Here is a 24,974-nt window from a genome sequence, read left to right on the forward strand (position 1 = left end):
GACGCCGCTGTCCCCGCCCGCGAACTCGGTCCCTCGACGCCGGGGACCGCCCGGCCCGCGTGGCCCGCGCGCGTCGTGACCGGAGGGGGCGGCTCGGCTCGTGGGCGGTGGGCGGCTATACGAAGCCGGGCTGTCCGGTCTCGTGGAAGCGGTGGACCGAGCGTCGCAGGAGGTCGAGGAACTCGGCGAGGTCGTTCGCGACCCGGTTCAGCCGTTCAGCCGTTCAGCGACTGCATCAGCTCCGGGGCGTAGCGGTCGCCCGAGGCCACGCCGTGGGGGGCCACGGCGTCGATGGCGGCCAGGTCCGCGTCGGTGATCGTCACCGTGGTGGCGGCGATGTTCTCCTCCAGGTAGCGGCGGCGCTTGGTGCCCGGGATCGGCACCGCGCCCTGGCGCAGGGTCCAGGCCAGCGCGAGCTGCGAAGGCGTGACGCCCTTCTCGGCGGCGAGACGGCGCACCTGGTCGACGACGGCCAGGTTGCGGTCGAAGTTCTCGCCCTGGAAGCGGGGGTCGGTGCGGCGGAAGTCGTCGGCGGCGAAGTCGTCCGGGCTGGTGATCGCGCCGGAGAGGAATCCCCGGCCGAGCGGGGAGTACGCGACGAGTCCGATGCCGAGCTCGCGCAGGGTGTGGAGGACCCCGTCGTGCTCGATGCCGCGCTCGAAGAGGCTGTACTCGGTCTGCACGGCGGCCAGCGGGTGGATGGCGTGTGCGCGGGCGATGGTGGAGGGCGCGGCCTCGCAGAGGCCGATGTGGCGGACCTTGCCGGCGGCGACGAGCTCGGCCAGGGCGCCGACGCTCTCCTCGACGGGCACGTTCGGGTCGATGCGGTGCAGGTAGTAGAGGTCGATGTGGTCGGTGCCCAGGTGGCGCAGGGAGCGGTCGGCCGAGCGGCGGATGTACTCGGGGGTCGCGTTGTGGCCGAGGAAGGCACCCTCGTCGGTGAACTCGACGCCGGTCTTCGTGGCGATCACGGCGGCTTCGCGGCGGCCGGCGAGGGCCTTGCCGAGGAGCTGCTCGTTGATGAAGGGGCCGTAGCCTTCGGCGGTGTCGAGCAGGGTGACGCCGAGTTCCAGGGCGCGGTCGATCGTGGCCAGCGATTCGGTCTCGTCCGTGGCTCCGTAGTGGGCGCTCATCCCCATCAGGCCGAGGCCCTCGGCGCCGACCTCCAGGCCCTGGCCGCCCAGTGCGCAGGTCTCCATCGCGGTGTCCATCGTGCTGCTCCTCGGTAAGTAACTAACTGGATAGATAGACAATGCACCACACGCGCGCCAGATGTCAATAACCAGATAGTTACTTGCTACGCTGCGGGGCATGGCAAGGGACTCCAGCGCGACCAAGGCACGCCTGCTCGACGCGGCCTTCTCCGAGTTCGCGACGCACGGCATCGCCGGGGCGCGGATCGACCGCATCGCCGAGACCGCACAGGCGAACAAGCGGCTGATCTACGTCTACTACGGCAACAAGGAGCAGCTCTTCGACGCCGTGCTCCAGCGGGCGCTGGAGACGGGCTCGGAGTCCGTGCCCTTCGACGTCGACGACCTGCCCGGCTACGCGGGCGCCGTCTTCGACCACCTCGTCGAGCGGCCGTCGCTGATGCGTCTGGTGCTGTGGAAGCAGCTGGAACGTCCGGGGAGCACGGACACCGAGGCGGCGTCCTACCAGGGCAAGATCGCAGCCGTCCGGCAGGCGCAGGAGGCGGGCCGGATCGACGCCGGGATGGACGCCGCCGACGTACTGACGCTGGTGGTGGCCCTTTCGCAGGCGTGGTTCGGCGCGGTCGGCGGCCCGGCGGCGGGCGGCACGGCCCCCGGGAGCACCGCAGCAGGCGAGGCCGGTGCCGACTGGGCACCCGCCCGGATCGCCCGACACCGGGCGGCCGTGGTGGAGGCCGTACGCCGGATCACCGCACCCCACCGGGACGGGAGTTGAAACCCCGGCGCGTCAGGTCGACTCGGGCCGGAGGCGGATGGGGTCGCACGGTGAGTCGGCCAGGGCCTCGATCATGTGAGGGCGGCCGGCGCGCGCCGCTGAGAGCGGACCGGGGGCTGGGTGTCCGCGCCGAATCCCGGGGCTCTCAGGGGGGCGGTGGACTGTGCGCCCTGTGAGACCCCGGACGGGCACCCGATGCTCGCCGGCCTGTATCACCCTGCGCACCGGCGCACCCCGGACCAGGTCCTACGGGAGGAGGCACACCGCTGGTCGCGTCCGCTGACCGGGCCGGTGCCGAACACCTCAAGGCGCACGTGGTCGCGATCAGGGTGGCCCTGCCGCTCACCGCGGCGGCGAGCCGGCTCCGGGTGAGCCTGGACGCGCCCGTGCGCGTCGAGCGGCCGGTCTTCGACAAGTCGCTGCCGGGCAGTTGGCTGGTGGACCTGTCTTCCGTCACCCTCGACGAGCGCCTGGCCTCCCCGTTCACCCCCGACGGCCGGCCGCCGGTGGGCGCGGCCTGGTACACGACCCCGACCCTCGCCTGCGCCGTGGAACTGGGTTTTCCCGTTCGGCCCGTCGAGGCGTACGTCCGTTCCGCGGGCGGCGCCTATCTGGGAGCACGTCCGGGTCGACGACGGCCAGCGGGTGACGTGTGCTCAACTCCTCGGCGTGCGCCCAGTGGGTGGTGGCCCGCCGCCCGTCCAGCAGACCCGCGGCGCCGAGTACGAAGGCTCCGGTGCACAGGGAGGCGACCCGGGCGCCCGCCGCGTGGGCCGCGCGCACGGCCTCGACGAGCTCCGGCGGCGGCGGTTCGTCGATGTCGGCGCAGGCGGGCACGATCACGGTGTCCGCCTCGGCCAGGCGCTCCAGCCCGTGGTCGGGCTCGACCGTGAACGGGCCGACCCGCACCGGCCCGGGCCCGGGCCCGCACAGCAGTACGTCGTACCAGCCGCCGGTGGACTCTCGCGGGGGATTGCCGAAGATCTCGTAGGCCACGGCCAGTTCGAAGTGCAGCAGGTGACCGGCGGCCGGCAGCCCGACAGTGGGCATGTCCGAAAGTGTACGCATGATGTCGTTCCGGACCATCACGGTGGGGCGGCGCCCGCACCGAGACTGAATTCACCAGGACATCGAGAGCGGGGAACGATGAGCGCGACAGCAGCAGTGGTGGTTTTCGGGGCGACGGGGCACACCGGCCGGTTCGTCGTCGCAGAACTGCGGAGGCGTGGTTTGGCCGCCGTCGTCTCCGGCCGTGACGCGGCCCGGTTGGAGGCGCTGGCCGCCGAGTGGGGGGACGTGGAGGTGCGGCCGGCCACCGTGGACGACGCGGGCTCGCTGGACCGGGCCCTCGCCGGAGCGGCGGCCGTCATCAACTGCGCGGGGCCGTTCGCGGTGACGGCGGGCCCGGTCGTCGAGGCGGCCCTGCGCGCGGGGATCCCGTACGTCGACGTCGCGGCGGAGATCGAGGCGAACGCGTCGATGTTCGCCGACCGTGCGGAGGCGGCGCGCGCGGCGGACACGCCCGTGGTGCCGGCGATGGCGTTCTACGGTGGGCTGGGCGACCTGTTGGTGACCGCGGCGATGGCCGAGTGGACCGCCGCGGACGCGGTGCACGTCGCGTACGGACTCAACGGCTGGCATCCCACGCCGGGCACCCGGGTGGCGGGCCGCGTGTCCCATGAGCGGCGCGCCGGCCGCCGGGTGCGGTTCGCGGAGGGCGCGCTGCAGTACCACGACGACAAGCCGTGGGAGCAGGACTGGGTCTTCCCGGAGCCCGTGGGCCGGCGGGCGGTGATCGCGGAGTTCACGATGGCCGATGTGGTCACCGTCCCCAGCCATGTGGCCGTGCCCGAGGTCCGCACCTACATGACGGTCGAGGCCGCGCGGGACCTCGCCGAGGAGGACACGCCGGCCCCGGAGCCGGTCGACGCCCTGGGGCGGTCGGACCAGACCTTCGTCGTCGAGGTCGTGGTGAGCGCGGGTGGCGTGGAGCGCCGGGCCTCGGCTCGTGGCCGGGACATCTACGCGGTGACCGCTCCGCTGGCGGTGGAGGCCGTCGAGCGCATCCTGGCTGGGCAGGCGCGGACGACGGGCGTGGCCTCGGCCGGCGCGATGTTCGACGCGGCGGACTTCCTCCGGGCGTTGTCCCCGTACGTGTCGGTCGAGCTTCCGCACTGACCGGCGAGGGCCCCGCGGCACGGCGAGGGGCGGGGGTGGCGGCCGGCCTGCGTCAGAGGCGGAGGATGACCGGCGCCGCGTCGTCGGTGACTCCGACGGGCGGGATCAGATCGGCCAGCAGGGTGTCCGCGGGGGTCTCGGGGTCGGCGGCGCGGTGTCGTGCGCGGGCGTCGGCGAGCCGTTGGAGGCCGATGTCGACGTCCTCGCGGCGGCGTTCGGTGAGGCCGTCGGTGAAAGCCCCGGCGAGCTGGACGTTCCGCATGGAGATCGCCTTCTCAGGTGCGGTCCGCTGCCTCGATCGCGACGAGTTCGACCTCGAAGCCGTCCTCGTTCTCCAGGTAGGCGGCATGGTGCCGGGCACCGCCCGCGTGCGGATGCCGGTCGGGGAACATCAGCCGCCAGCCGTGCCGGGTCGCTTCCCGTGCCAGCCGCTCGACCTCGGTGTCGTCCTCGACGTGAAAGGCCAGATGGTTCAGTCCGGGCCGGCACCGGTCGTGCTCGTCGGCGGTGAGGGCCGGAGACTCCTCGATGACCAGGTAGGTCGGCCCGAGCCGCCAACTGCGTCCGTTGCTCCAGTGCTGATGGGGCGTGTATCCCAGTGCCTCAAGGAGCCAGCCGAACGAGGCGACCGCACGGTCGAGGTCCGGGACCCACAGCTCGACGTGGTGCAACGTGCCGTGGGTGGGCCGGACGGGGGCGGCGTCGTCGTGGGATGCGTTCACAGGCCGATCATCGTCCGAAGCCACTCCTCGGGACCATCCCTCCCACATGATTGCGCGGCGGCTGGCGGCCGCCGCCGGTCCGCGCCCGCCGCCCGCGCCCGCGCGACCGATCGGGTGACGTCCGAAGGCACGGGCATGTCTGCCGTGCACTCCCGGCGCCCGCGGTCGAGGCTGGAGACCCATGAACACGTCACCCATGCCCCACACCCGGTTGGACGAGCGCTACAGCGACGAGGAGGCGGCCGCCGTCCCCTGGCCGACGGCCGTGGCGGAGCTGACCGCGGCCGAGCTGTACTGGCTCACGACCGTACGTCCTGACGCCCGCCCGCACGTCACGCCGCTCATCGGCGTCTGGGCGGACGGCGCACTGCACTTCTGCACGGGTGCGCACGAGCGCAAGGCCGAGAACCTCCGCGGCAATCCGAGCGTCGTGCTCACCACCGGCAGCAACTCCCTCCACGGGGGCCTCGACCTGGTCGTCGAGGGCGAGGCGGTGCGGGTGACCGACGCCGGGCGGCTGCGCGCGCTCGCCGCGGCGTGGGAGGCGAAGTACGGCGCGGAATGGCACTTCGACGTCGGCGACGGCGTCTTCGCCAACCCCGGCGCCGGGGAGGCGGTGGTCTTCGCGGTCGCCCCGCGCACGGTCTTCGGCTTCGGCAAGGCCCCGTACAGCCAGACCCGCTGGCGCTTCGCCTGAGGTTCGGCGCCGGGCGGGTCCAGTGCACGTGCGATACGGCGACTAGAGACTGAGGGCGTCCTCGGCGTTGTCCATCCAGGCCGTCACGGAGTTCTTGTCGGGCGAGACGTACAGACCGGGAGTCGACGCCTTCAACGGGGTCTGCTCCAGGTCCGACTCCGTGTTCATGGTCAGCCCGATCGAGTTGACGGTCTTGCCCTTGCCGTCGTTGGCGCCGCCCATCAGCCCGGCGTACGCCGACTCCCCCGGGTCGAGCCTGATCGCGTCCTCGATTCCGGGAGCCGTGCCGCGCTCGGTGGCCTGACCGTCCAGGTCCCCGAAGGTCACGATCGGATGCCCCAGTGCCCTGCACGCCTTGGTGCCCTTGTTGGTGATCTTCAGCAGGTAGCTGCTCGTCGTGGGCTCCGCCAGGGTCGCGGTGAACTTCACGTCGAAGGTGCTGCACGGGAAGACGTCAAAGTCGGGGTCGGTGGAGGGCTTCGTCGGCTTCGGCAGCTTCGTCGGCTTCGAGGTCGTCGACGGCTTGGCCGACGCGACCGGCTTGGACGGCGTCGGCGGTGCGGCCGGCGTCGCGGACTTCGCCGGGCTCGCGGTCGACCCGCCGGCCCCGCCCCCCGCGGTGTCCTCGGTGGGCCCGCAGGCAGTCAGGGCGGCCAGTGCGGATACGGCGGCGAGGACGACTGCGGCTCTGCGTACGGTGCTCATGGTGTGGTTCCCCCCGATGAGAAGCGCGAAGTGCGCCGCTGGGCTGGGTTGTGGGCTGGGCGTGAGGAGCTCAGCTGAGCACCAGCGTCCCGCAGAACCTTCACAGCTTGGTGACGGTGTCTTGCCGAGTCCACCACGATCGCCTCGGCGCGCCTCGCCTGCGGCGCGGGCTAGCATCTGCGTCCATGGTGAGACCCGAGGAGAACGGCCGTCCCCCAGGGGCGGCTTCCGGCGCCTGGCGCGTGACGGTGCTGAAGCAGGAGCGGCGCAAGGCGGCCCCGTCACCGTACGAGGCGTCGCACCGCCAGGGTCAGCCGCTCGCCCACCGGGACGACCTCCGCGTCCACGGCACCGCAGGAAAGATCAGCTGCATCGACGCCTCGGGCCGCACCCGCTGGACCACACCCTGTTCCGGCAAGCCCAACGCCGCCCACATATCCCGCGGCCGGGTCCTGGTCACCACGGACTCCCTCGCGTACACCGCCTGGGGCAACCTCGGCCCCGCCCTGCTGCTCGACCTCGCGGACGGCACCCTCATCACCGAGCTGCGCGGGGAACGCGGCGCGGCCTTGGGCGGCGGCCGTTTCCTCCTCGGCCTGGAGGGCTACGACGCCTTCGACACCTGGGAGTACGACCGCGACGGCACCCTGGTCGACTCCTGGCGCAGCTACGGCCACTACGTCATCGGTACGGGCATCCGCGTCGTCGAGACCGACCGCCGCCTGCCCACCCACAGCCGGGTGGTCCGGCTCCTGCCGGGCGGCACCGTCGAGCGCGGACCGCTGCTCACCGACCCGCTGACCCCGCGGCCGCTCGTCCTGCCGGACGGCACCATCCTGGTCCTCGACTCCGGGGTGCTACGGGCCGTCAGCCGACGGCTGGAGGACACCGTCCTCGCCGAACTGCTGCCCGTGGCCCCCGAAGAGATGTGGCGCTACCACGGCCGGCTCCACCAGGCCGGTGACAAGCTCACGGTGTCCCTCACCGAACGACACCCCGACCGCCCCGGCAAGCACACGGTCCACAGCTGGACCCTCGTCCTCCACCCGCCTCGGTGACGAGTTACGGTCCCCAGGAGAGGCCGTTCAGCGGCAGAGGGCCGTGTCCACGACGCTCTCGAGATGCCGGGTGGTCGCCCCGTCGGTCGGGACGGCGGTCACCGCGATGCTGACGGCACGCCCGTCTTCGGTGACCCCGCCCCGGGACTCGTACCCCGGGATGTCACCGCCGTGGCCCCAGTAGACACCGCCGCACGACAGCGGCCTGCTCATGAGCCCCAGTCCGTAGCCGGCGCCGGTGTCCCCGATGGGGACGGTGGTACGCATCTGGGCCAGCTGGGCCTCCGGGAGGAGGCGCCCTTCGAGGAGCTCGGTGAGGAACCGGTTGAGGTCGGAGTTGGTGGAGATCATCTGGCCTGCCGCCCAGGCCACGGAGGGGTCGATTTCCGTCATGTCGCGCAGCGGGGCGCCTGCCGAATCCCGGTGGTAGCCCTTGGGATGGGCTTCTCGGATGGACATGTCGCCGGAGGCGGGGAAGTAGGTGTGGCGCAGCCCGATGGGCTTGATGATGCGCTGGTCGATCACCTCGGCGAGGGGTCGGCCGGTGACCTTCTGGATGATCAGGCCGGCCACGACGTAGTTCGTGTTGCTGTACGCCCACTTCGCGCCGGGGTCGAAGGCGGACGCCTGCCGGAAGGCGATGTCGAGGAGGTCGCGGGGTTCGAAGTACCGGTGCTGGAGGATGTCGTCGTCGACGAGGTGTTCGTACTCGGGAAGTCCGCTGGTGTGCTGGAGGAGTTGGCGGACCTTGATGCGGCTCCCGTCGATGCCCTCTCCACGGACCACCCCCGGCAGGTACGTGTCGACCGTGGCATCGAGGTCGATCTTCCCTTCGCCGACCAGTTGCAGCGCGACCACGGCGGTGAACGTCTTGGTGCTGCTGCCGATCCGCACCTGACCGTCCCGGGGCACCTTCGCACCCGTGGCGAGATCGCCCACCCCTGCCGTGTAGGTGCGGGTGCGGCCCTCACGGTCCTTGACGCTCGCCAGCGCGGCGGGCAGGCCGTCGGAGTGCACCAGCGCGTTCAGACCCTGCTGGACGGTGTCCGGCCCGGCGGCGGCGGAGGCCGCGGGCGGCACCAGCACACCGATCGTCATGACACCGACGACCATCGCGGCCGCGACGGCTCTGCGCCGGCCGCTCCGCTGCCGGCCGGAAGAACCAAACCTTCGCCTTGATGCCTCGTGCACGAGTCAACTCCTACGGAATCGTTGGGAACCAGTGGTGTCTACCGGTCCCAGCTTGTCCGGGTGCGGACACCCAAGACGATCCCGCTACCCGCCCGGCCCCTGGTAGGGCTAACCCCCGGTGCGCCGGGAGTCGGGTCATCCTGCCGGCCTTTGGAACTCCCGAATCTTTTCGGCGGCGGAGAATACCTGTTGCCCGCCCGAGTCAAGCCATCAGGTCATCCCGGACGGGGCTCCGACCATTCCGGCCACGCGTCGGCCGGCCGGACGGCCGGGCCGTTTCGCGCTCAGCCGCGTTCGAACCCGTGCGAGTGGCCGATCACGGAAAAGCCCCGACGCTCGTACCAGTGGCGCGGCCAGTCCGACGCGTCGGCGGTCAGGAAGCGGGTGGCGCAGCCCTGGTCGGCGGCGAGGCGCAGGGCGGTGCTGAGGACGGCGTCGGCGTGGCCTTGCCCGAGGTGGGCCTCCGAGGTCATCAGGTCCTCGATCTGGGCCGTGCCGGTCGTCGTGTCGAGGTAGAGGTCGGCCCATGAGGCGACCTCGCCGTCCGCCGCGCGGGCGCCGATGAAGTGGACTCCGTCGGCCCCGCGGCGGCGCACCTCGCGTCGGTCGACGAGGTGGAGCAGGACCTCGTCGTCGACGGTCGGGAGGAAACCCCGCCAGCGCCGGGTGAGCGGGATGCGCAGGGCGTCGAGGTCCACTTCCTCCGCGGTGCCGCCGACGGGTGGCACCGGGCCGGTGTGCAGCATGACCAGGTACGTGGAGTGCGTGTACCCGGCCCGGATCAGCGGCTCGGCACACGCCCTTCCGGCAGCGTCGTCCAGGACGGAGACCAGCCGGTGCGGCAGGTGCCCCAGGGCCTCCTCCGCGATGGCGGGCAGCGCCTCGGGATCGACCTCGCCGACGGGCGCGTCGATGACGACCTGGTTGTTCGCACGGAAGTGCGCGAGGGCCTCGTCGTACACGGCGAACCCGCCGGGCAGCTCGACGGAGCGTGCCGCTTGGCGACGGGCGAAGCCCGCCAGGAACGTGTTGATCTGCTGAAGTTCTGATCCGGGCATGAGGGGAGCCTACGCATCCGCAGGCCGGGCCCGCCTTCGAATACCCCGGGCCGGGCGTGGACGGATGAACTGGCCCCTGTGAGGCTCCTGTGAGCGCTGCCGGGATGGACCTCGCTCCCTCATCGCCATCCACGACACCCCCGCCTGCGAGGAACAAGTCGCCGCGCCGTGACCCGTCTCTTACCGGTCATCTCTCACCGGTCATCGGATCGCCGGCCACCCCGCCGGGAGCGCTCAGTCGACCCGCTCGCGTACGGAGGACTCGGTGAGGACCTCGCAGTCACCGCCCCGCCCGCCGAACCGTCCGAGGTGGCTCCGCCGACGACCCCGCCGCACGGCCCCGGCCACCGCCACAAGGGGGTTCCGGAACCGGACCAGTTCCACCCGTTCTGGTCGGTGCCGGAGGCGCCCCCGGCCGGCGGCTAGAGCTTCCCCCGGCCGGCCGCGTCGATGAGCAGTTTCGCGGCCGCCATCGCCCCGTCGGGACGGATCGTGCCGGCCACGGCGCTCGCCCGCGCTGCCGTCTGCGGGCTCAGGGCCGTGGCGAGCGCGGCGGACACGGAGTCGAAGGTCGGCGTCGGGCCGTAGTGCGCCGCGCCGATGCCGAGCTCGGCCACCCGCGCGGCCCAGTAGGGCTGGTCCGCGATCCGGGGGACCACCACCTGGGGCGCGCCCGCCCGGGCCGCCGCCGTCGTGGTGCCCGCGCCGCCGTGGTGCACCACGGCGGCCACCCGGGGGAACAACGCCTGCTGGTTGACCTCGCCGACGACGAAGCAGTCGTCGCCGTCGTCGATCGGGGCCAGGCCCGCCCAGCCGCGGGCGAGCAGAACGCGGCGGCCTTGCGCGCGGCTCGCTTCGGTGGCCACGCGGGCGATGTCCTTCGGGGCGTGCGCGGCCATGCTGCCGAAGCCCACGTACACCGGCGGTGTGCCCGCGTCCAGGAACGCCTCCAGCTCGTCCGGGAGCGGGCGGTCGTCGGGCAGGATCCACGCCCCGGTCTGCACCAGGTCGAGATCCGTCATGCCCTGCGAGGGGCACAGCGTCGCGTCGGCCGCCAGCCACGGCTGGTCGGTGAAGACGTGGTCGCGGACACCGTTCACCGGCGGCAGGCCGATCGCCGCCCGGTGGCCGGCCAGCGCCTCCCCGTACAACGCGTCCACCCTCCGGGCGTCCTGTTCCCACAGCACCCGGTTGTCGGTCTCGCCCTGCGGGGACGGATCGCCCGGCCGCGCCCCCGGCGGGAAGTGCCGCGACGGCAGTCCGAAGATGTGGAAGCACGCGAAGACGTACGGGATGCCCAGTTTCTCGGCCACGTCCCGTGCGCCGGCCGGCATCAGACCGGTTGCGAGCAGCACGTCACATCCCTCGGCTGCCGCGGTGAGCGTGTCGAACCGGGCCGCGACCAGCTCGGGGGCGAGCCGGAACGCGTCCTGCGCCGTGGGTGGCTTCGCACCGGCAACCACCGAGTGCACCGTCGGGCCGAGCGGCACCAGCGGTACGCCGACGCGTGCCAGCAGTGTCGCGAACTCCTCGTCCGGCGGCGCGCACACCACCGCCTCCGCGCCGAGTTCCCGCACGGCCACCGCCAGTCCCGCCAGCGGTTCCACGTCCCCTCGCGACCCCCAGGTCGACAACAACACGCGCACTTCGCACTCCCCGTTTCCGCCGGTTCCGGCTGTGAGCCGCCGATTCTGCGGTACGACCCGGGTCTTGCCGCAAGCCCCCCAGTGCGCTATAAGTTGAGAGTGGCAAGGAGAGCGCTCTCCTTGCCTTTCGTCTTTTCTCCCCCGCGCAGGGTCCCTACGCCGGCTCCGCCGTGCCTTCGGACTGCTCGAGTTCGAGCACCGCGAGGTCTGCGACCGCGCAGTCTGTCCGGTCAGGTCCGGTCCGTCGGGCGGCCGCGGCGCGTGTGATCATGTCCGTCCGCACATACGCACCTCATGGGGGGACCATGCGCACCCGCACCACCACGGCCACGACCGGCCTCGTCGCCGCGTTCACGGCGCTGCTCGTCCTGGGCGGCTGCACCGCGCCGAAGGAGCACCGGGGCACGGCGGTGGACTCCGCGGCCCCCGTCCCCTCGCAGAGCAGCGCGCCCGGGTCCGCGGCCGGGTCGGGCACGGGGGCGGGGGCCGGGTTCGAGGGGCCCCGGCCGCAGGATCAGAACCTCCTGGCCTGGACCGGCGATCCCAACGACGCGGGTCACGTCACCGCCCAGTCGGCCGCCGGGATCGGCGGGCGGATCACCCTGGTACGGATCGTCCTGCGCGAGCAGATCACCTGGTCGAACATCTGGCTCGGCCTGGCCGGCATCGACCCGAACGCGCAGCTCTCCAACTGCTACCTCGGCGTGTACGACGCCACCGGCAAGCTCGTCGCGGCCACCCCGGACATCTCGCCCCAGCTGATGACCGACGCCATCGCCAAGCCGCTGGCCCTCGGCAAGCCGTTCACCGCCGCGCCCGGGACCTATTTCATCGCTCTCCTCCTCAACGGGAACTGGGCGACCAACGCCCTCACCCTGAAGTCCACGGGCGCCGGCATCTCGGTCAATGCCGGTCTGACACCGCCCAGCCTCCGGTACAGCACCCTCCTGACCGGTCAGACCTCACTGCCGCCCGCCGTGAACCTCGCCGAGCAGTCCACGAGCACCATCAACACCGGCTGGGCCAGCCAGTGGTACGCGATCTCCTGAACCCTCGGCGTGACGACGTCAGGCGAGACCGATCGCGAGCGGGCACGGAGGGAGCCGGGTCGCGGCGACCGCCTTCCTACTACATCGCGACGGTGGACGGGCCGCCTGCCTGATGGTCCCGGTGTCCGTGCAGCCGTAGGCGGTATAGGCCGGTGGGTGACCTACGATGCCGGCATGAGCGATCGTGCGATGCAGGAACCGACCCTCCTCCTCCTGACCGCGCTCGCGGACGAGCCCCGCCACGGGTACGCGATCGCGCGCGAGGTGGAGTCGATCTCGGGCGGCCGCGTCACGATGCGGACGGGCACTCTGTACGGGGCCTTGGAGCGGCTCCTCGGCCAAGGCCTGATCGAAGTCCGCGAGGAGCAGATCGTCGACAGCCGGCTCCGGCGCACCTACGGCCTCACCCCCGCCGGGCGGGAGGGGCTGGCCGCCGAGGTGGAGCGGATCGCCGCCACCGCGCACGAGGCCGCCCGCCGCCTGGGCGTCTCCGGCAAGGCGGCCACGGCGTGAGCCGTCTCCCGCCGCGCCTGTACCCCGCCGGTTTCGGCCGGCCCTTCGGCGACGAGACCTGAGCCGTGCCCGTGCGGCGGCCGTCAGGCGTCGATCGTGCTCACGTTGACGCGGATCTTGGACTGACCGTGGCCGAGTTCCTCCCAGTCGTCCATGAAGCGTGCCGCCAGCCCGTGCCGGGCGGCGAGGTCGACGAGGGTCTGGGTGCGGTAGTAGAAGTCCTCGCGCAGCACCTGGTGTTCGACGCCGGTGGTGCGGTCGAAGGTGAAGTCGAAGTGGCCCCCGGGCGCCAGGACGCGGCCCACGTGGGCGAGGCATTCGTCGATGACGTCGATCGGTGAGTGCGAGAACACGCTGTGGGCGTGGACGACGTCGAAGTACCCCTCGGGCAGGAAGTCCAGCGTCAGGTTCTTGGTGATCGTCAGGTGCGGAAGCTTGGCCTGGAGCCCGCGTTCGGTCACGGTGCGCTTCGCCGCGATGAGGATGTCCGGCGAGATGTCGATGCCGTAGTAGTGGCCCGCGTCGAGGTAGTCGATGAAGCGCCAGCCGGCGCGGAGGTTTCCGCAGCCGATGTCCAGCATGCGCGATCCGGGCTTCAGGCCGTGCCCGAGCAGGTAGTCGAACTGCATCTGCCCGAGTGCGAGCCAGCGTTCGTGGGTCTGGCTGCCGACGGCCGCCTCCGGGTTGCGCCGGGTGTCCGAGGCCATCACGGCCCGGTAGTAGCTCACGTGGTCGGGGTGTTTGAAGGCCAGCCACCGGTCCCGGGCGGCCCGCTTCAGGTACGGCGCGATGCGGTGGGGGCGGCTCGCGGCGTAGCGGACCTTGTGGACGAGGGACTCCCGGTTGGCGGTGAGGTTCTTCCTGGTGGCCATGAGCACTCCGTATCCGTCGCGGGGCGGACTCCCGACGGGGGCAGGCGCAGCCCTCCGCCGGAAGGATCTTCGGGTTCGGTCCCCGAACATATGTCGGTGACCGACATATGCAAACCATCTGACTGCCGTGTGCCGTCAGGGGGAGAGGATCGCCGAGGCCGTGGTCCGCCACCCGGCGACCGTCCTGGCCGCGAGGTACAGCACGCGCACGCGCTGGAATTCGCGTCCGCCCCTGTCGTTGCGCGCCCAGGTCACCTCGATGAGGGCCGACCGCTCGTTCAGCGCCCGGACTTGGGGATCGAGCGCCGTACTGCCGCCGTAGTCGGCGTCGCGCAGCATCTGCAACTCGTTGGTGAGCGCGGCCGCGAGCGTGTCGTCGGAGGCGAGCACCACGTGGACGGCGTCGGTGGTCATGGTGATCGGTACGGCGAAGTAGTCGAGCAGCGGCGCCGGGTCGGTACCGCCGGCGGCGGCCACGCCGATGAAGGTGCTGACGTACTGGTCGAACCAGGTCCTGGCGTCCGCCTCGACTGCGGAGAGATCCGTGTGCGGCATGACTTCCTTGCTCTCGTACAGGACCGGGTGCGGAGGGTCCGAAAGTGTGGGGATTTTTACGATATCGACCAGATTGCCACCGGGCGCGCCGTCGACCTACGCGCCGCGCCCACCGGCCGCAGGCCCCCACCCAAGGGCCTCACTCGTCGTCAGTCGCCCTTCGGGCACCATGATGAGATGGCTCATGTGCGTCAGACGGTCGGCTCGGGGTCTCCCCTGGAGCCGCAGATCGGGTTCTCCCGCGCGGTGCGGTCGGGGTCGTACGTGGCCGTCGCCGGCACGGCCCCCATCGGGGACGACGGCTCCACCGTCGGGCCGGGCGATGTGTACGCCCAGACGGTGCGGTGTCTGGACATCGCGGAGAGGGCACTGCGGGGGGCGGGGGCGTCTCTCGCGGACGTCGTGCGGACCCGCATCATGCTCACCGACGTGACCCGGTGGAAGGAGGCCGCACGCGCGCACGGCGAGCGGTTCGCCTCCGTCCGGCCCGCCACCACCTTCGTGGAGGTGTCCCGGTTCATCGATCCCGAGTGGCTCGTCGAGGTGGAGGTCGACGCGGTGACGGCTGTTCAAGAGGCGGGGTGAGAGGTGCCGTTGCTGCGAGGGGAGGGCGCCGATGACGTGGAGCACGTTCCGGATCGGCGGGGCCTGGACGTACGCAGGCTCGGTCGGCGCCCTGGAACTCCCGGCGGGCCCCGGCACCGCCGCCCGCGAGGCCTCTCTTGAGGTCGCGCGCCGAGCGGTCGAGCTCACTTCGTGACAGCGGGCTCCTCACCGAGCAGGCGGGTGCGGAACAGGTCGAGGACGGTGTCGAGCGCCTGCCGTGTGGGCTGTCCCGGCTCGTCGACGAGGTGCTCCGTCAGGACGGAGTGCGGCGGCAGGGCGCTGTCGCGGTTCGCGGCGCCGTCTTCGAGTTCGACGGCCACGAAGGCGTCACCGAGCTCGCGCCGCAGGTACGCGAAGCGGTCGCCGGGGACCAGCCGGTCCCCGCGGAAGCGCAGGCCCAGCACCTGGAGCCCGTCGCGCTCGCAGCGTCCGCGGACGACCGCGAGCTCCTCGGGGCTGATGTCGATGGAGCCGGCACGGCTCGCGGTGCACGCCAGCGGGAGCGAGGGCTGGGACAGCACCGGGGCGACCAACCGCTCGTCCGTGGCCATGGCCAGGGCGAATCCGCCGGTCAGGCACATGCCGACGGCGCCGACCCCCGGGCCGCCACAGCGCTCGTGCTCGGCGGCGGCCAGGGCGCGCAGCCACCGTACGACGCGCGAACTGCGTCCCGTGGCCAGCACGGTGAACTCACGGCTCACGCACACCTGCCAGAGCGACGACGCCATGGCGCGGCCCACGGTCGGCCAGCCTGCGGCGCCGGGGCTCGCCTCACGGCCTGGCACGCCGAACAGGACGGGAAGTACGGCCGTGCAGCCGGTCGCCGCCACGCGTTCGGCGAACTCGATGACCTTGGGGGTGATGCCCGGGATCTCCGCCATGATGATCACCGCAGGGCCCGCGCCCTTGCGCAGGACCCGGCGGGTGGCGCCGTCGTGGGTGAACGTGGACGGTGTGAAACCGGTCAGGTCGTGGTCTGGCACGTGCCTGCTCCTTCGGTCGACTCTCCTGGGCCACCTTGAAGTTACCGATAGGTAGAGGCGGTTGGTCAACTGGTGGCGGCTCCTCTGGCCGTGCGTGCCGGAATCGGCGCTGACAGGTCAGGACGAGAAGGGTGTGCGTTCCCCGGCGGCGAGTTTTCCGTGGCCGGGTTGCGCCCGTACAGGGGCCGCTTCGGGGCACGGCCCGCCGCCCATGTCACGGTCGCCATCGGTGCGGACGACCCGAAGGCCTCCGCCCATGACCGTGCTGCGGTCGGCAGCCTGCTGCCTCTGCGCCGCGTGCGGCCGCGGTCCGGCTGGTGGTGCTGACGGAGGAAGGCCGGCGACCGCGGTTCATCGCGCGGCTCGGCGGCCCGGACGGCCGGTGAACACCGCCCGCCAGTCCCCCTGGCCCTGACCACAGTTAGAGGCTCGTGTGGCCGTTCGCGCTGAGCGTCGTCTGCACGGGGTGGGCCAGTACGGGGTGGGGCCCGGTCTCGACGAACAGGCGGTGCCCGTCCTCGACCGCGGCCCGCACCGCGTCGGCGAAGCGCACCAGCCGCCGCAGGTTGTCCGACCAGTAGGCGGCGTCGAAGGCGGCGCGGTAGCGCGGGTCGTCGGTGACGGTGCTGTAGAAGACGGCTGTCGGCCGCCGGCCGGTCACGGCGGCGAGCGCGCCGGCAAGGTCGGGCTGGATGGGCCATGTGGGCGGCGTGCGAGGCCACGTCCACCTCGATCACGCGGATGCCCACCCCGCGAGCGTCCCAGTCCTCGGCGGGTGGCGGATGCGGTCTTCGACGAGCGGGGCCTGCGACCCCTCTCCGCCGGCCAGTGGGCCGGCCGACCCGCCGCGGACCGCAGGCCGGCTCGCGGCCACCCGGGTGACCCCGCACCTGCCTACGGCCAGGTACCGCTGCGCCGCGTGCATGCCGCGCCAGGATGCACGGGCCGGTTCCCCGTTCCTTCGCGGCTGGAGTCTTTCAGTGCTCGAACGCAAGCAGCTCAAGAGCCGTACCCAGGTCACTTTCATCCTCCCCCATGACGCTCCGGAGGGTCCCGTCAGCGTCGTCGGAGACTTCAACCACTGGAACCCGGCCGCCCACCCCTTGGAGCCCCGCGGCGACGGCACCCGGGCCGCAACAGTCACCCTCCCCGCCCACACCTCACACTCGTTCCGCTACCTCGCAGCCGGTGACCACTGGTTCGACGACGAAGACGCCGACAGCCACGACGGCACCAACGGCCGCCTCCACACCTGACCACGGCCTGCCGGTATCAGCCTGGATCAGCTCTGGCGCAGGGCTGGCGCAGGGCTGGTCGCCGGACGCCGGCGAGCAGGAGGGGACGTACGCAGCCGGGGCGCAGCCGGGTACACCGCGCTCAAGGAGTTCCCCCTCCGACGTTCACGTTCACCTCACCGCCAGAAGGGCGGATCGGCTGAAGTACCGAAATCTCGTCGCCCGGCCGGCTGAGGCCTCTTCGGCACTCGCACCTCCTGACCGCGTCCTGACCAGACTGTGCACGGGCACGCTCGCCGCGTAAAGCCGCGGCGCCGCCCGTGCCCGCTACCCTGCCGGTGATGACATATGAGCCCGTTGATCCCCCAGGACCCCGAGACGCTCAAGCAGCACCTCGCACGTGAGGTGAGAGCCTTGCGGGAGGCCGCCCGTCACGGGGCCGGCGTCCGGCTCGACGAAGGCCCCGCACCGGCCGGGGCGGTCCCGGCGGTCGAGGGCGAGCCGTTCTGCTCGTGCGGTACGGGAGGGCCCGAGCACGGCTGTGGTGACGAAGGCGAAGGGCACGACCCGTGGGAGTGCGTCTGCGCGACCCTGCCCGCCATCCCGGTGTCGGCCGCGCTGCTCACGCCGGTGCGCGACGAGGCTGGGCGGACGGTCGACTTCACGGTCAAGGCCGGCAACCACGTCCGCGCGGTCGAGTGGCTGGAGGCTCCCGACCGCCAGATCGGCCGACGGCTGCTCGAAGTCCAGCCCGGGGCCGCGGTCGGCGGGCTCGTCGAAGCCCTGGACTCCGTCCTGAGCACCGGCCGCGCCCTCAAGGGGCACGCCCTGGACTACACGGAGCAGCGCAGCGACGGTCTGCACCGCACGAAACTGCTGTACGACGCCTCGTCCTGCGGCGGCAAGGTCCTGGCGACGTGGCGGGCGGCCCACAACCGCATGGAACTGCTTTCGCTCGACGCGCAGTACATCGCGTCCATGGGCTGGGGTACGTGGGACCTGCTGTCCGGCGAGGTCGCCTGGTCGGAAGGGCTGTCCTCGATCTTCCGCAACGATCCGTCCCGGCCCCTGTCGCTCGCCGAACTGTGCGACACGGTCCTCCTGGACGACGTACCGCGCTTCGGAAGGTTCCTGCTCGCCCTGGTCGACGGAGAGGAGCCGTCGGGGACCGAGATCCGTTTCAGCGTGCTCGGGGAGGTGCGCACCCTTCATCTGGTGGGGCACCCCGTGATCGCGACCGACGGGCTTCCCTGGTCGCTGCACGTCATCGCGCGCGATCTGACGTCCCAGGTACGGAGCCGGCAGCGGCTCGCCGCGACCAGGAGGCAGTCGGACCGGCTGCGGGAGGAGGCGACCGCCGAGCGACGGGTCGCCGCTGCCCTGCGGGAGGCCCTGCTCCCCACACACTCCGCCGAGCTCGCCCAGGCGGGCCTGTCCGTGGCGGCCGCGTACCTGCCGGCGGAGACGGACGCGGCGGTGGGCGGGGACTGGTACAAGTGCCGCCTGCTGCCGGACGGACGGATCCTGCTCGCCATCGGCGACGCCTGCGGCCACGGACTGAGCGCGGTCGCCCGGATGGCGCAGCAGCGGCACGCCCTCGCCGGCCTCGCCCACGCCCCGGAGACCCATGCCGGCCAACTGACCACCTGGCTCAACGAGCTGCTGTGCGCCGACCCGGCCGCCGAGACCGCGACCGCGATCATCGGGCACATCGACCAGGAGCGGCGGTTCCGCTGGGCGTGTGCGGGCCATCCGGCGCCGCTGCTGCTGCGCGAGGGAGCGGCGTCGGTGCTGGACACGGAGCACCGCGGCCCCCTCTTCGGGCTGCTGCCCGGGCACGAGTACGAGACCACGACCACGGACCTCCTCCCCGGCGATCTCCTCGTGCTCTACACGGACGGCATGGTCGAGCGCCGGGGCGAGGACATCACCGACAGCATCGACGTCCTGCGCAAGGTGCTGATGGGCTGCAGCGGGCTCGGCCCCCAGGACACGCTCGACCGAATCATGGACGCATACGCGCCCGAGGAGCATGAGGACGACACCTGCCTGGTAGCTCTGGGCATCAGCTGATGCCCGGGAGCGCATGACGCGTGGAAGGCGCTCGCGGCGGCGTGCGCACCCGTCCTGCCGGTCCGTCGGCGAGCAACGGGCCGAGACCGCGTGCGGCACCAGCCCCCCGCCCCCCGTCAACGACCGGGGGGCGCCCCCGTGACGGCATCACGCGGGCGGCTTCGGAGTGCGGGCGCCGCCGGCGGCCCCTGTGACAACCCTGGCTTCGGAACTCCACCACCGCACCGTCATGCGCACTGCAACCGCGGGTACTGCTGCCTGGCAGTTCGTCTCTGCCAGGCCCTGCGGTCTCAGCTCGAACGGCGCCGGCGGTGGCCGCCCCGGGCTCGACCAGCGTCCAGTCGGGCGACTAGGAACGGTGACAGCCGGGCACACCGTGCGCGAAGGCCCTCCGGGGCGCCCGCCGGCTCACCGTCCGGGCTGCACCCGTCGCAAGCGGGAGACGGCGTGCTCCCGGCCCGTCGAGCCCTCGCGGATGGCCTGCGCCCGGTCCATCACCCCCCACCCCGCGTCACCCTCCGCGTTGACCTCGTCGCGTGCGTCCCGCACGCCGTAGTGCCCGTAGAGCTGCTGCTCCTCCGACACGGAGAGCACGCTCCCGCAGTCGAGCGCCGCGCAGGGAGCCTGCTCGATCATCGCCACCGGATACGGGACCACCAGGTGCCCGTCCTTCAGCTCCGCCTGGCGCAACGGGACGAACACCCCGCCCAGCCCCGAAGCCCTGTCGGTGATCCGTACCCATTCGGGCCTGCCGGTGGTGTCGTCCACCAGGACGTACTCCACGCGGCCCAAGCGCTGCCCCTGGTCCGTGTGTGCCGCACACCCGGCCATGGCCGCGAGCTGGTCCTGAGTGATCACTGATGCTCCTTGCCTCACTGCCGAGCTACTGTCCCCCGTCGGCTACCCGCGCAAGCCGATCGGAAGCGCCGCGCCACCGTCCTCTGTGTACTGGCGGGTATCGACGGCGGCGAGGACGGGGTCCGGGGCCGGCCCGCCGTGGCGGCATGAACGGGCCCGCCGCCCCCGTCGGGCGGCGGGCCCGCACCCTGCGCCGCTAGGCGGTCGGGGAGAGGACGGTGTCCTCCGGTTTGCGTGCCGTGGGCTGGGTGCTGCCGGCGACGATCAGGGCGAGTAAGACCGCAGCCGCCTCGCTCTGCAGGATCCGGGCGGCCTGCTTCAGCCGGCCGGGGTCGGGGACCGGGATGGACAGGGCCACGCATTCCGCGTTCGGGCCCGCGGTGATCGGTACGGCCGCGCACACCGTGCCGAGCGCGTACTCCTGCAAGTCGAGGAGGGGGGCGTTGGGCGGGCGCGTGTCGAGCTGATGGAAGAGGGCCTGCTCACTGGTGAGGGTGTGGGCGGTGAACCGGGTGAGCCGGTGGCGGGCCAGGTGGTCCTTCCTGTCGTCGTAGTCGAGCTGGGTCAGCAGTGCCTTGCCCACCGCGGAGGCGTGGGCGGCGGCGCGGAAGTCGACCCACTCGTCGACCACGGGGGTGCCGGGGCCATCGGCGTACTGGGTGATGGAGACCTCCCCGTCGGTGTAGCGGGCGACGTAGACGGCGGCGCCGACGGCGTCCCGCACCCATGCGAGGGTCTCGCGCAGATGCCCGCGGCCCTCTCCGTCGACCGAGTCGGCCAGGAGGAGGGCGTGGCCGGCGAGGTAGGCGTCCGGCCCGATCGGTGTGGCCAGGTTGGCGCGGATCAGCTGCTCCACCGCCCGGGCGAGGACCAGCTGCGGCAGGTTCGTCTCGCGGGCGATCTGGGTCAGGTTCACCCCGCCCGAATAGCGGTTGATGACTTCCAGGACGCGCAGCGCCTGGTGGACGGATTCCAGTGCGGCGGGCGCCGGGCGCCCTTCGGTGGTCCCACGGGCCGCGTGGGTCAGGTGTGGCTGTTTGAGTGCTTCGAGGGCCCACGCGTTCGCCTCCTCCGTCAGGTGGAGGGGGTTGAGCCGGGCGTTCTGGGCGACGGCGACCGCGACCTGGGGGCCGGGGGTGAAGACGTCCCCCAGGTCGGGGTGCTCCTCGTACGGGCGGGCCGTGAGGGCCTGGCGCAGTCGCGCGGGCAGCCGCAGCGGAGGCCGACCCGCCCGGCCCGGGCCGGCGGTGAGGGCGGTGAGGTCCTGGGTGGTGATGGGCGGCGAGGTCCAGATGACCGAGGCTTCGAGGGCCTCTTCGAGGCGTTCCGGAGCCGGCGGCAGGGTCGGCAGGTGTGCGTCGGGGGGCAGGGTCTGGGTCTGGTGGTTCCAGTAGCGGGCGGTCGCGACCTCGGCGCGGGCGAGGTGGTGGAGGTAGAGGCAGCGGGCTGCGGTCTGCGAGCCCGCCCCGGCCGCGTACTGGAACCAGAACTGCGCCGCGTCGGTCCGGTCGGCCAGGTGCAGCAGGCAGCCGAAGAGCAGCGCCGAGTCCGCGCCGTGCGGCCAGGAGTCGGCGTCCAGGGCGAGTTCGGCGAAGTCCCGGCTCTCCACGAGGGACCAGGTGAGGTCGTCCAGGCCGCGGGCGGCCCGCACGTGGCACGCGGCGTCCAGGACGAGGTCGTCGGTGGCGGCCCATGCCGGCTGCCCCCGTGCGGGCAGGGCCCCGCCGGCGGTGGCTCCGGTCGCCGAGCGGGCACGGTCGGCGACGATCCGGCGGGCGATCCGGCGCCGGGCCGCCCCCTCGTCGTATCCGGCGTACTCCTCCGCGAGTACCGTCGCGTCCTCCAGGGCCGCGTCCAGGTCGCACAGCGGCATGTCACGGTTGCAGGGCATGTCGCTCACTGGTCCTTCTCCTCTCCGGGGATCCAGTCCACCCCGAGCTTTCGGGACAGGTTTCGGCGCGCGCCGCGGATGTGCGAGCGGACCGTCGCGGGGGTGATCCCCATCATCCGGGCGACGGTGTCGGAGTCGTTGCCGAGGAGGAAGGCCAACAGCACGACGTCGTACTGTCGTTCGGAGAGGCCCGCGATCGCCGCGTACAGTCCGAGCTTCGACTCCAGCAGTTCCAGCCGCTCCCTCGAGGACCGGCGCAGGGCGGCGAACCACGCCGTCTCCACCATGGCCACCTGACGGCCCAGGACCGCCAGCCGCCGTTCGACGTGCTCGCGCAGCACCGCCCACGCGAAGCCGTGGAGGCTCGCCTCCTTCAGCGCCTGGCGCCACACCTTCAGCAGGAAGGTGAACACGTCGTCGACGACTTCTTCGGCGTCCTTGGGGTTCCCGAGCTGCAGGTGGGCGTAGCGCAGATAGGCACGGTGCTGCTGGGAGTGGAACGCGGTGAACTCCACCGGAAGCACTCCGGCCAGCTCGCTGGAGACCGCCTGGTCCCCCGATGGATCGAATTCGCCTTCGCTCATACGCTCCCCCACGGCTGCTCATCGCTCCCCGCCGGGGCGGCGGGGACGGCCACGTCGGCCACTGCGACTACGGGAAAATCGACTACGGGAAACTCACGACAACGGACCGCGATGGCGGCTAACAGCGCGAGGGCGACCGTCTCGGGAACATTCACTTCGGAGCGGAACCTTCCAAGTGGATCATGTGTAACCGGCGTGCCTGCCCCCGGACCAGCAGCCGCAGAGCGCCAGACGCGCTCCCACTCACCACCCCATCGGAAAACGAGCCGGATCGTGCAAGCCGGTCCCGGAAAATCTCCGGAAGGAAGCGCATCCGCCTCCACGCACGCCCCGGTCCGCCCGCGCACGCCCCCGGCACACCCGGCCGCGCCACCTCCGCCGACGTGCGCCCGCACGGGGTCCGCCGCTGTTTCTTTTCACACGATCGGATGTCGCTGCGGCCCCATCCGGTGGAACACGTCCCGACTCCCCCGTCACCGGGGCCGGATACCTGCATGGTGAGGCTCCCGGCGCGCCGGTACTCCCCTCGCGCGCCAGTCGAAGAGGAAGGGCCCCTAGCCGATGGCGTTCGCGAGGAGTCTGCTGCCCACCGTGCTCTCCCTGGCGCTGACCGGTCTGCCGGCCGCGCTCCCGGACACCGCGAAAGCCGCGGCCGCCGCGCTGTACGACGGCCAGGTTCGCCACGAGACCGCGCTGTTCAGCGTGAAGGCCGCCAACAACGCAGCCGCCCAGGAGTTCACGGTGACCGGAACCCGGCTCTCCCGGGTGAGCGTCTGGCTGGGCAGCGGGGCGGCGACGGGCACCGTGACCGCCCAGATCCGCGGGGTGCGTTCGGACGCGGGGTCGGTCATCGCCTCGCGGACCCTGACCCTCTCCGCCCTCGGCGGCGCCGGGGCCGGCTGGGTCGAATTCCCGGTCGACGCGGCCGTCACCCCGGGCACCACCTACTACCTGTTCCTCCAGGCGACCACCGCGGAGAACAAGCCGATCGCCTGGTACGGCACCACACGTTCCGTGCCCGGCTCGCTGACCAGCTGGAACTACGACAGGGCGTACTGGGGCGGCTGGCACGCCTACACCTCCCGGCTGGCCTTCCACGTCAATCCCGTCGGCAGCGAGCGGTGTGGGGAGACCGAGCCCTGCTACGTACCGGACTCCGCGCTCGCGGCCCGCACCTCGGGCCTGCTGACCAATCGGGTGGCCACCGAGGCCGTGCTGCCCTCCTTCGCGGTGGGCGCCTCGTACGTCGACGGGAGCAATGTGCTGCGCCTGCCCTCCGGCCGGTGGCGGTACCTGCCCGACGGGGCCACCGCGTCGACGGTCGTGGAGGCCGACGACCCGGGCGCCGTCGCGCAGGTCACCGAGAGCCGCGCATGGCTGGCCGCGGGCAGGGTGCCGGGGACCACCGTCGCGCAGCGGGCCGCGGCGCAGCGCGCCCTGCTGTCGATGCGGGCGCTGCTGAAGCCCAACGGCGCGTTCGCGGCGGGCTGGTCGCCGCCGTGGGAGTACTCCTGGCCGCGCGACGGCGCCTTCGCCGCGGCCGCGTTCGCCGCCACCGGGCACGACGAGGAGGCGTACCGGATCCTGGACTACGACGCGCTCACCCAGCGGGCCGACGGCACCTGGGAGGCCCGTACCAAGCTGGACGGCAGCGGGCCGCCGGACGCGCGCAAGTGGCAGCTGGACGGCAACGGCTGGGTGCCGTGGGCGACGTGGCAGTGGTACCGGGCGGCGCCGGCCGGCGACCGGGACGAACGGCTGCGCCGGCTCTACCCGATGGTACGGAAGGCGGCCGACTACGCGGCGGGCTCCCTGGGCCCGGACGGGCTGCCCCCGGCGTCCCCGGACTACTGGGAGCTGGACACGACGACCGCCAACATCGGTACGGCCGCGCCCCTGCTCGCCGGTCTCAACGCCGCCGCCGACCTGGCCGCCCGGCTGGGCACGGCCGGGGACGCGGAGCGCTGGGGGGACGCGGCACGGCGGCTGTCCGCCGGGATCGCCGCGCGCTTCGCCCCGCTGGGGTACCAGCGGACCGTGGACGGCCGGCACGGCCGGGACAGCGCGGTGGCCTTCATGGCGCCCCCGTTCAACGCCGCCCCGCCCGGTCTCGGCGCGGCCCTGGACTCCACCTACCGGGCGCTGCTGCTGCCCAACGGCGGCGTCTCGCCCGGCAACGACCCCTCCTTCAGCTGGGGGTCGTACGCGTGGACGGCCAGCACATCCTTCTTCGCCCTCGCCTGGTCCGGTACGGGCGAGCAGGCGAGGGCCGGCCGGGTGCTCGACTGGGTGCTGTCCAAGCGCAACGGGCTGGGCGAGCTCCCCGAAACGGTGAACGGTGCCGGCCTGCCGTCCTCGGTCGCGCCGCTGGGCTGGACGGACTCGCTGGTCGTGCTCGTCGCGCTGGCCCTGCAGGGCTCTCCGCAGCCGACCCCGCCGGCGCGGGCGGCGCGGGCGGTCACGGGCGGCGGCGGGCTTGGCGGGAATCCGACGCACGGACCGGGTGGTACCGCCGCGGATTCAGTAACGTGATGCGCCTCTGAACGCGGGTCACGCGCGGGGGGTTTCGTC

Annotated in this window: 25 protein-coding genes and 1 pseudogene; 11 read left to right on the top strand and 15 right to left on the bottom strand. The window is 72.5% G+C overall.

Features of this window, described 5'->3' with window-relative positions; all coding sequences use genetic code 11:
* Positions 1–215: 215 nt before the first annotated feature.
* A complete protein-coding gene (locus tag IF88_RS0123615) occupies positions 216–1,199 on the bottom strand; it encodes an aldo/keto reductase (RefSeq protein WP_030715948.1) in 984 nt (327 codons plus the stop codon).
* Positions 1,200–1,311: 112 nt separating this feature from the next.
* On the opposite strand from IF88_RS0123615, the gene IF88_RS0123620 reads away from it, so the two are divergent.
* Positions 1,312–1,929, top strand: a complete 618-nt coding sequence (locus IF88_RS0123620; protein ID WP_030715952.1) for a TetR family transcriptional regulator — start codon at positions 1,312–1,314, stop codon at positions 1,927–1,929.
* A gap of 615 nt (positions 1,930–2,544) precedes the next feature.
* Here IF88_RS0123620 and IF88_RS0123625 read toward each other — a convergent pair.
* Positions 2,545–2,979, bottom strand: a pseudogene (locus IF88_RS0123625) (DJ-1/PfpI family protein); the annotation flags it as partial.
* A 96-nt stretch (positions 2,980–3,075) separates the two neighbouring features.
* Here IF88_RS0123625 and IF88_RS0123630 point away from each other — a divergent pair.
* Positions 3,076–4,107 (top strand): saccharopine dehydrogenase NADP-binding domain-containing protein, encoded by a 1,032-nt coding sequence (locus IF88_RS0123630; RefSeq protein ID WP_030715958.1) that lies wholly within the window; start codon positions 3,076–3,078, stop codon positions 4,105–4,107.
* A gap of 52 nt (positions 4,108–4,159) precedes the next feature.
* On the opposite strand, the gene IF88_RS49395 is transcribed toward IF88_RS0123630, so the two are convergent.
* Both IF88_RS49395 and IF88_RS0123640 read right to left on the bottom strand, forming a co-directional pair.
* On the bottom strand, positions 4,160–4,369 hold the full coding sequence (locus IF88_RS49395) for a SpoIIE family protein phosphatase (RefSeq protein WP_030715961.1): 210 nt from the start codon (positions 4,367–4,369) through the stop codon (positions 4,160–4,162).
* A 13-nt stretch (positions 4,370–4,382) separates the two neighbouring features.
* The gene (locus IF88_RS0123640; protein ID WP_030715972.1) at positions 4,383–4,829 is read right to left on the bottom strand and encodes a VOC family protein; all 447 of its coding nucleotides are present in this window, start codon (positions 4,827–4,829) and stop codon (positions 4,383–4,385) included.
* Between the two features lie 181 nt (positions 4,830–5,010).
* Here IF88_RS0123640 and IF88_RS0123645 point away from each other — a divergent pair, with 181 nt between their 5' ends.
* A complete protein-coding gene (locus IF88_RS0123645; protein WP_030715975.1) occupies positions 5,011–5,526 on the top strand; it encodes a pyridoxamine 5'-phosphate oxidase family protein in 516 nt (171 codons plus the stop codon).
* A gap of 42 nt (positions 5,527–5,568) precedes the next feature.
* Here the strand turns inward: IF88_RS0123645 and IF88_RS0123650 are convergent, their stop codons facing one another.
* Positions 5,569–6,231 carry a DUF4232 domain-containing protein gene (locus IF88_RS0123650; RefSeq protein ID WP_030715978.1) on the bottom strand — a complete coding sequence of 221 codons (663 nt, stop codon included), beginning with the start codon at positions 6,229–6,231 and terminating at the stop codon, positions 5,569–5,571.
* Between the two features lie 185 nt (positions 6,232–6,416).
* On the opposite strand from IF88_RS0123650, the gene IF88_RS0123655 reads away from it, so the two are divergent.
* On the top strand, positions 6,417–7,289 hold the full coding sequence (locus tag IF88_RS0123655) for a hypothetical protein (RefSeq protein WP_030715981.1): 873 nt from the start codon (positions 6,417–6,419) through the stop codon (positions 7,287–7,289).
* 27 nt (positions 7,290–7,316) lie between these two features.
* Here the strand turns inward: IF88_RS0123655 and IF88_RS0123660 are convergent, their stop codons facing one another.
* The 3 genes from IF88_RS0123660 to IF88_RS0123675 form a co-directional block, all read right to left on the bottom strand.
* On the bottom strand, positions 7,317–8,387 hold the full coding sequence (locus tag IF88_RS0123660; protein WP_030715983.1) for a serine hydrolase domain-containing protein: 1,071 nt from the start codon (positions 8,385–8,387) through the stop codon (positions 7,317–7,319).
* A 377-nt stretch (positions 8,388–8,764) separates the two neighbouring features.
* Positions 8,765–9,538, bottom strand: a complete 774-nt coding sequence (locus IF88_RS0123665) for a GNAT family N-acetyltransferase (RefSeq protein WP_030715986.1) — start codon at positions 9,536–9,538, stop codon at positions 8,765–8,767.
* A gap of 422 nt (positions 9,539–9,960) precedes the next feature.
* Positions 9,961–11,184, bottom strand: a complete 1,224-nt coding sequence (locus IF88_RS0123675; protein WP_030715988.1) for a glycosyltransferase — start codon at positions 11,182–11,184, stop codon at positions 9,961–9,963.
* A gap of 305 nt (positions 11,185–11,489) precedes the next feature.
* Between IF88_RS0123675 and IF88_RS0123685 the strand changes: the two genes are divergently transcribed.
* Together IF88_RS0123685 and IF88_RS0123690 are read left to right on the top strand one after the other, a co-directional pair.
* Complete coding sequence (locus IF88_RS0123685) at positions 11,490–12,233, top strand: hypothetical protein (protein ID WP_030715990.1); 744 nt, start codon at positions 11,490–11,492, stop codon at positions 12,231–12,233.
* A gap of 174 nt (positions 12,234–12,407) precedes the next feature.
* Positions 12,408–12,746, top strand: a complete 339-nt coding sequence (locus IF88_RS0123690) for a PadR family transcriptional regulator (RefSeq protein ID WP_030715992.1) — start codon at positions 12,408–12,410, stop codon at positions 12,744–12,746.
* A gap of 83 nt (positions 12,747–12,829) precedes the next feature.
* Here the strand turns inward: IF88_RS0123690 and IF88_RS0123695 are convergent, their stop codons facing one another.
* Positions 12,830–13,618: a class I SAM-dependent methyltransferase gene (locus tag IF88_RS0123695; protein WP_030715994.1), complete on the bottom strand. Its 789-nt coding sequence runs from the start codon at positions 13,616–13,618 to the stop codon at positions 12,830–12,832.
* A gap of 135 nt (positions 13,619–13,753) precedes the next feature.
* Positions 13,754–14,173, bottom strand: a complete 420-nt coding sequence (locus IF88_RS0123700; RefSeq protein ID WP_030715997.1) for a hypothetical protein — start codon at positions 14,171–14,173, stop codon at positions 13,754–13,756.
* A gap of 177 nt (positions 14,174–14,350) precedes the next feature.
* On the opposite strand from IF88_RS0123700, the gene IF88_RS0123705 reads away from it, so the two are divergent.
* Positions 14,351–14,758, top strand: a complete 408-nt coding sequence (locus IF88_RS0123705) for a RidA family protein (protein WP_030716000.1) — start codon at positions 14,351–14,353, stop codon at positions 14,756–14,758.
* Between the two features lie 31 nt (positions 14,759–14,789).
* A complete protein-coding gene (locus IF88_RS46645) occupies positions 14,790–14,933 on the top strand; it encodes a hypothetical protein (protein WP_158754526.1) in 144 nt (47 codons plus the stop codon).
* Here IF88_RS46645 and IF88_RS0123715 read toward each other — a convergent pair.
* Together IF88_RS0123715 and IF88_RS0123720 are read right to left on the bottom strand one after the other, a co-directional pair.
* Positions 14,923–15,762 carry a dienelactone hydrolase family protein gene (locus IF88_RS0123715; RefSeq protein ID WP_030716003.1) on the bottom strand — a complete coding sequence of 280 codons (840 nt, stop codon included), beginning with the start codon at positions 15,760–15,762 and terminating at the stop codon, positions 14,923–14,925. The two genes, IF88_RS46645 and IF88_RS0123715, sit on opposite strands and share 11 nt — an antisense overlap.
* Before the next feature lie 421 nt (positions 15,763–16,183).
* Positions 16,184–16,456, bottom strand: a complete 273-nt coding sequence (locus IF88_RS0123720; RefSeq protein WP_078893078.1) for an acyltransferase domain-containing protein — start codon at positions 16,454–16,456, stop codon at positions 16,184–16,186.
* 286 nt (positions 16,457–16,742) lie between these two features.
* On the opposite strand from IF88_RS0123720, the gene IF88_RS0123730 reads away from it, so the two are divergent.
* Both IF88_RS0123730 and IF88_RS0123735 read left to right on the top strand, forming a co-directional pair.
* A complete protein-coding gene (locus tag IF88_RS0123730; protein ID WP_030716011.1) occupies positions 16,743–17,018 on the top strand; it encodes an isoamylase early set domain-containing protein in 276 nt (91 codons plus the stop codon).
* Positions 17,019–17,345: 327 nt separating this feature from the next.
* Positions 17,346–19,070, top strand: coding sequence for a PP2C family protein-serine/threonine phosphatase (locus IF88_RS0123735; RefSeq protein ID WP_030716014.1), 1,725 nt, complete (start codon positions 17,346–17,348; stop codon positions 19,068–19,070).
* 408 nt (positions 19,071–19,478) lie between these two features.
* Here the strand turns inward: IF88_RS0123735 and IF88_RS45600 are convergent, their stop codons facing one another.
* From IF88_RS45600 to IF88_RS0123750, 3 genes are all read right to left on the bottom strand, one after another.
* On the bottom strand, positions 19,479–19,928 hold the full coding sequence (locus IF88_RS45600; RefSeq protein ID WP_030716017.1) for a PRC-barrel domain-containing protein: 450 nt from the start codon (positions 19,926–19,928) through the stop codon (positions 19,479–19,481).
* A gap of 196 nt (positions 19,929–20,124) precedes the next feature.
* Complete coding sequence (locus IF88_RS48130; protein WP_051837479.1) at positions 20,125–20,955, bottom strand: IclR family transcriptional regulator domain-containing protein; 831 nt, start codon at positions 20,953–20,955, stop codon at positions 20,125–20,127.
* Between the two features lie 869 nt (positions 20,956–21,824).
* On the bottom strand, positions 21,825–22,403 hold the full coding sequence (locus tag IF88_RS0123750; RefSeq protein WP_234323668.1) for an RNA polymerase sigma factor: 579 nt from the start codon (positions 22,401–22,403) through the stop codon (positions 21,825–21,827).
* Positions 22,404–22,964: 561 nt separating this feature from the next.
* Between IF88_RS0123750 and IF88_RS42290 the strand changes: the two genes are divergently transcribed.
* Positions 22,965–24,935 (top strand): hypothetical protein, encoded by a 1,971-nt coding sequence (locus IF88_RS42290; RefSeq protein ID WP_051837445.1) that lies wholly within the window; start codon positions 22,965–22,967, stop codon positions 24,933–24,935.
* Positions 24,936–24,974: the final 39 nt, after the last annotated feature.

The organism is Streptomyces sp. NRRL F-2580, assembly GCF_000720115.1.
Taxonomy (GTDB): domain Bacteria; phylum Actinomycetota; class Actinomycetes; order Streptomycetales; family Streptomycetaceae; genus Streptomyces.

Bases quoted from the DNA above. Each gene is read 5' to 3' on its own strand.
- IF88_RS46645 (WP_158754526.1), top strand. From the start codon at position 14,790: ATGACGTGGAGCACGTTCCGGATCGGCGGGGCCTGGACGTACGCAGGC.
- IF88_RS0123660 (WP_030715983.1), bottom strand. From the start codon at position 8,387: ATGACGATCGGTGTGCTGGTGCCGCCCGCGGCCTCCGCCGCCGCCGGG.
- IF88_RS0123665 (WP_030715986.1), bottom strand. From the start codon at position 9,538: ATGCCCGGATCAGAACTTCAGCAGATCAACACGTTCCTGGCGGGCTTC.
- IF88_RS0123620 (WP_030715952.1), top strand. From the start codon at position 1,312: ATGGCAAGGGACTCCAGCGCGACCAAGGCACGCCTGCTCGACGCGGCC.
- IF88_RS0123630 (WP_030715958.1), top strand. From the start codon at position 3,076: ATGAGCGCGACAGCAGCAGTGGTGGTTTTCGGGGCGACGGGGCACACC.
- IF88_RS0123750 (WP_234323668.1), bottom strand. From the start codon at position 22,403: ATGAGCGAAGGCGAATTCGATCCATCGGGGGACCAGGCGGTCTCCAGC.
- IF88_RS0123650 (WP_030715978.1), bottom strand. From the start codon at position 6,231: ATGAGCACCGTACGCAGAGCCGCAGTCGTCCTCGCCGCCGTATCCGCA.
- IF88_RS0123700 (WP_030715997.1), bottom strand. From the start codon at position 14,173: ATGCCGCACACGGATCTCTCCGCAGTCGAGGCGGACGCCAGGACCTGG.
- IF88_RS0123655 (WP_030715981.1), top strand. From the start codon at position 6,417: ATGGTGAGACCCGAGGAGAACGGCCGTCCCCCAGGGGCGGCTTCCGGC.
- IF88_RS0123695 (WP_030715994.1), bottom strand. From the start codon at position 13,618: ATGGCCACCAGGAAGAACCTCACCGCCAACCGGGAGTCCCTCGTCCAC.
- IF88_RS0123645 (WP_030715975.1), top strand. From the start codon at position 5,011: ATGAACACGTCACCCATGCCCCACACCCGGTTGGACGAGCGCTACAGC.
- IF88_RS0123735 (WP_030716014.1), top strand. From the start codon at position 17,346: ATGAGCCCGTTGATCCCCCAGGACCCCGAGACGCTCAAGCAGCACCTC.
- IF88_RS42290 (WP_051837445.1), top strand. From the start codon at position 22,965: ATGGCGTTCGCGAGGAGTCTGCTGCCCACCGTGCTCTCCCTGGCGCTG.
- IF88_RS49395 (WP_030715961.1), bottom strand. From the start codon at position 4,369: ATGCGGAACGTCCAGCTCGCCGGGGCTTTCACCGACGGCCTCACCGAA.
- IF88_RS0123690 (WP_030715992.1), top strand. From the start codon at position 12,408: ATGAGCGATCGTGCGATGCAGGAACCGACCCTCCTCCTCCTGACCGCG.
- IF88_RS0123615 (WP_030715948.1), bottom strand. From the start codon at position 1,199: ATGGAGACCTGCGCACTGGGCGGCCAGGGCCTGGAGGTCGGCGCCGAG.
- IF88_RS0123685 (WP_030715990.1), top strand. From the start codon at position 11,490: ATGCGCACCCGCACCACCACGGCCACGACCGGCCTCGTCGCCGCGTTC.
- IF88_RS0123705 (WP_030716000.1), top strand. From the start codon at position 14,351: ATGGCTCATGTGCGTCAGACGGTCGGCTCGGGGTCTCCCCTGGAGCCG.